Consider the following 4,607-nt stretch of genomic DNA (forward strand, 5'->3'; position numbering starts at 1 on the left):
TCCCCGCCGCACGCCGGCCTCCGCGTTTCAGGTGTGGCTGGTGTTCGGACGTGTGCTCTTCCGGTCTGGCTGGCCGCGGACGTGCCCGAGGGACGGATCGAGGCGATCGGCCGTGGCGACCAGCTGATCGCCGCCGCCCCCGGCCCGCGCTCGGGCGAGCCGATGCTGCCGGGCGCGGCGCTGTTCCGGGAACTCGCCCCGGGTCGGGAGGTGCTCGGCGTCGAGACCGCCGCGACGGATGGCACGTTGCGGCTGGTCGCCGTGCGCCGGCTCGACGCCGCGCTGCTCGCCTTCGCCATGCCGTTCGACGGGGCGCTGCGCGCGCTCTCCGCGTCCTTGCGCGCGGAGGTGCTGCTCGCCGACCTCGAGGGCCGCCCGCTCGCGGCGCCGGAGGCCGCGGGCTGGGCGCTGCTCGGCCCGGGCGGCGCTGATGCGGCCGTACCGCGGTTGATCGAGCATGAGGGGCGGGCGGTGCTCGTCGTGCCGACCGAATTGCGGTCGCCGGCCGGGCTGCCGGTCGCGCGGCTGATGGTGCTGCGCGACGCGACGGCCGAGGCGCGGCGGGAGGATCTCGCGACGCTCTCGGCCCTCGCGCTGCTGGTCGGCATCGGCCTTGCCGCCGGCGTGCTGCTGCACCGGATGCTGCGCGCGACCCTCGACCCGCTGACCGGCCTCGCCGGCGTGCTGCGCGCGGTCGCGGCGGGCGATCCCTATGCCAGCACCAGCGTCCCCGCGCGGCGCGATGAGGTGGGCGAGATCGCCGCCGCCTTCGAGGCGCTGCGCGCGAGCGGGCTCGCGCTTGGCCGGCACGAGATGCGCGAGAGGCTCGCGCGGGAGAGGGTGATCGCGGTGATCCGCGGCAACCTCGCCCGCCTCGCCGCCGTGCTGGACCCGGCCGAGCGCGCCGCGGTCGAGGCCCTGCTGCGCCGGGCCGAGACGGGTGCCGAAGGCGGCGGCCACGTGCTGGCCGAGGCCTTCGGGCGCATGGCCGAAGGCGTGCTGGACCGCCATGGCCGGATGGACGGGCTGCTGGCCGAACGCACGCGGGACCTCGAGACGGTGCGCGCCGCGCTGGACCAGCGCGTCGCCTTCGATCGCATGGTCGAGGAGCTGGAGGTCGCGCGCCGCCTGCAGATGGCGAGCCTGCCGACGGAGTTCCCCACGCGCCCCGCCTTCTCCCTCCATGCCGAGATGCGCCCGGCCAAGGAGGTGGGGGGCGACTTCTACGACGTGCTGATGCTGCCGGGCGAAAGACTCGCGCTGATGGTGGGCGACGCCTCCGGCAAGGGGGTCGCGGCGGCGATCTTCGTGGCCATGACGCGCAGCCTGCTGCGCGCCGCGGTGACGCGCGGCGCGAGCCCGGCCGAGGCGCTGGCGCAGGCGAACGACATCCTCGCCGCCGACAATCCTTCCATGATGTTCGCGACCGCCTTCGTCGCCATCCTCGACTGCCAGACCGGCGCGGTCGTGCATGCCAGCGCCGGGCACGACGCGCCGCGGCTGCTGCGCGCGGACGGCGGGGAGGTCCCGCTGCACGGGCGCGGCGCGCAAGGCGTGGCGCTCGGCGTCATGGAGGACCTTGCCTATGCCGACCACGCGGCGAGCCTCGCGCCGGGGGAGACGCTGCTGCTGTTCACCGACGGCGTGACGGAAGCCGACCGCGCCGACGGCGCTCTGTTCGGGGAGGCACGGCTCGCCGATGCGCTGGCCGGATCGCGCGGCGCGACCCCGGCGCAGACCGTGCTGCGCATCGCCGACGCGGTCGAGGATTTCGCGGCCGGCGCGCCGCAGGCGGACGACATCACGCTGCTCTGCCTCGCCTTCCATGGCGTGGCGGCGGCGCGCGCCCCGGGCGTCCCGGCGGCGGCCATGGCCTGAGATGGAGACGGACACGATGGACCTGATCACGGAACGCAAGGACGGGACGGTGATCCACCGGATCGCCGGGCGGCTCGACACCGCCACGAGCGCCGCCGCGGAACGCGGCATCCTGGGCGCGCTCGCACCCGGGCAGTCGCGCGTGCTGCTGGACATGCGGGAGGTCGCCTATGTCTCCTCCGCCGGGCTGCGCGTCGTGCTGCTCGCGGCCAAGCAGGCCAAGGCGGCGGCCGGCGGCGTCGCGCTGTTCGGCCTGCAGCCCGCGGTGCGGGACGTGTTCGACATCTCCGGCTTCTCGCGCATCCTGGCGATCGCGCCGGGGGAGGTCGAGGCGGCGGCGATGCTCGGCGCATGAGCCAGGCCGCCGGCATCGCCTGCGAGGGCCCGCGCGCGGCGGAGGAGGTGCCGGCGCTGCTCGATCGCGCCGAGGCGCTGCTCGCCGAGGCGGGCTGCGCGACGCCGGCGCGCATGCAGGTGCTGCTGGTGCTGGAGGAGGTTGTGACGAACATCCTCCGCAACGCCTGGCCCGGCGGGACGGGGCAGGGGCGGGTGTTCACGCTCGCGCTCCAGGCCGCGCCCGCCGGCGAGGCCGTCGAGGTCGCGATCGAGACCGAGGATGACGGCATCGCCTTCGACCCGACCGCGGCGGCGCCCGCCGATGTCGACGCGGCGCTGGAGGATCGCGCCATCGGCGGGCTCGGCCTCCACTTCATGCGCGAGATGACCGACCGGCAGTCCTATGCCCGCATCGGCGGGCGCAACCGGCTGCGGCTGGAACGGCGCTGCCCGGCGGGGGCGTGAGCGCGGCAAACCTCTTGTTCACGTCCGGCGCCCTAGGGTGGCGCGCCCCGGTCCTGACGCCCGGGCGCCGAAGCATGGGAACCGCCGGGTGAGCCAGGCCGCGCCGCATCTCCACGACGACGATCCGACCCTCGCCTCCCTCGCGCCCGCCGCGGACGGCACGCCGGCGCTGATCGCCGGCCGCTACGAGGTGCGCGATTCCATCGGCCGCGGTGCCTTCGGCGAGGTGTTCGAGGCCTATGACCGCGTCCTCGGCCGCCTCGTCGCCGTCAAGGTCATGCCGATCGCGCAGAACCTGGGCGCGGAGGGACGCGAGAGCCTGCGGCGCTTCCAGGTGGAGGCGCGCGCCGTTTCCCGCCTGACCCACCCCAACATCATCACGGTCCACGATTTCGGCCAGGGCGAGCGCTTCGCCTGGATCGTGATGGAACTCGTGATCGGGGAGACGCTGGCCGACGCGCTGCGCCGCACCGGGCCACCGCCGCTGGCCGAGACATCACGCATCCTCTGCGCGCTCCTGTCCGCCCTGCATGCCGCGCATGAGCGCGGGATCGTCCATCGCGACGTGAAGCCGGGGAATATCCTGCTCGAGATGAACCTGGAGGACGGGCTCGGCGAAGTCCGCCTGTCCGACTTCGGCATCGCGCGCACGGAGGCTGACGACCGCACGGTCGTCGGCCAGATGATCGGCACGCCCTGGGTGATGGCGCCCGAGCAGCTGCGCGGGGAGGCGGTCGATCGCCGCACCGACCTCTGGGCCGCGGGCGTCATCCTGTACGACATGCTGACCGGCGAGAGGCCCTTCAAGGGCACGATGCCGGGCATCTTCCATCGCATCCAGCACGAGGAGCCGCCGGCGCCCACGCGCCTGCGCGCCGAATTGCCGCCGGCGGTGGATGGGCTGGTCGCCCGCGCGCTGGCCAAGGCGCCGGAGGATCGCTTCGCCACCGCCGAGGAGATGGCCGCGGCGATCCGTGCGGCGCTGACGGAGGCGCCGCGCTGGCAGGACGCGCCGCCGCTCCCGGGGCTCGACCTGGAGCCGCCGGTGGGAGGTGCGCTGGTGCCTGCGATGCCACCGGCGCTGCTGGCACCGCCAGTGCCCGCGCGCGGGCGCTTCGGCCAGGGGATCGCGGTCGGCATGGTCGCCGGCCTGGCGCTCGGCATCGCCGCGACGCGCGTCGCCGACATGGCCGCCGTTGTCGCGGTGGATGTAGCGCCGCCGGTCGCGGGGGCGTCCGCCGCGTCTTCCTCCGTCGTGGAGGCGCCTGTTGTGCGCGGCGATGCGGCTTCCGTCGCCGCGGCGCCGTCGGCAGGTGATGTCGCGGCGCGCGCGCCGGCGCTGGCCTGGATGCCGGAACCGGCAGAGGCGATCAGGTCGAGCCCCGGCGCCGGTGCCGCGTCGGACACCACCCCGCCCGCGCTACGGTCTCACGCCGACGAGGCACACGCCGCCGCCGGCGCGCCGCCGCGGCAGCCAACAGTCTTGTCCGCGACGGCCGAGGCGGGCATCGGCGTCGCATCATCCATGGCACCGGTCGCGCGGCCCGCGCAGGCGATGTCGGACGTCCTGTCCCACGACGGCGTGCCGCCTGGCGGGATGCCGCCGGGTGCCGAGGCTGCGGCGCGCGGAGCCGATGTCCCGCCCGACGCCGCGACGCGGGACGACCCGCGCGTGCATGACGAAGCTGCGCAAGGCGGGTTCGCGTCCGGCGTCGCGGCGCTCGCGCCCGGACCGTTGCCTTCCGCCGCAGCCGCAACGGATGCGCAGCCGCCCGCGCAGCACGGCGCTGCAGCTGACGACCTGTCGACCGGCGGCGCGGCGCGAGGGCGTGGACACGCCGCTTTCGCCGCAGCCGCACCGCCGCCGCAACTCGCCGCGCAACCGGCAGATCGGAAGAGCACAGGTCTGAGGTCCAGACACACCTGGA

Annotated in this window: 4 protein-coding genes; all 4 read left to right on the forward strand. The window is 75.4% G+C overall.

The window, feature by feature from the left end; genetic code table 11:
- A partial coding sequence (locus tag HW577_RS21095; RefSeq protein WP_232475115.1) for a PP2C family protein-serine/threonine phosphatase occupies positions 1 to 1,878 on the forward strand: 1,878 nt, incomplete at its 5' end.
- 16 nt (positions 1,879 to 1,894) lie between these two features.
- Positions 1,895 to 2,233 (forward strand): STAS domain-containing protein, encoded by a 339-nt coding sequence (locus HW577_RS21100; protein WP_198378092.1) that lies wholly within the window; start codon positions 1,895 to 1,897, stop codon positions 2,231 to 2,233.
- Positions 2,230 to 2,679, forward strand: coding sequence for an ATP-binding protein (locus HW577_RS21105; RefSeq protein ID WP_198378093.1), 450 nt, complete (start codon positions 2,230 to 2,232; stop codon positions 2,677 to 2,679). Before HW577_RS21100 ends, HW577_RS21105 begins: the two co-directional genes overlap by 4 nt.
- 88 nt (positions 2,680 to 2,767) lie before the next feature.
- Positions 2,768 to 4,607: serine/threonine-protein kinase (locus HW577_RS21110; RefSeq protein ID WP_198378094.1), on the forward strand; the 1,840-nt coding region annotated here is incomplete at its 3' end.

This window comes from Neoroseomonas rubea, from assembly GCF_016106015.1.
GTDB classification, from domain to species: Bacteria; Pseudomonadota; Alphaproteobacteria; order Acetobacterales; family Acetobacteraceae; genus Neoroseomonas; species Neoroseomonas rubea.

Bases quoted from the DNA above. Each gene is read 5' to 3' on its own strand.
- HW577_RS21100 (WP_198378092.1), top strand. From the start codon at position 1,895: ATGGACCTGATCACGGAACGCAAGGACGGGACGGTGATCCACCGGATC.
- HW577_RS21105 (WP_198378093.1), top strand. From the start codon at position 2,230: ATGAGCCAGGCCGCCGGCATCGCCTGCGAGGGCCCGCGCGCGGCGGAG.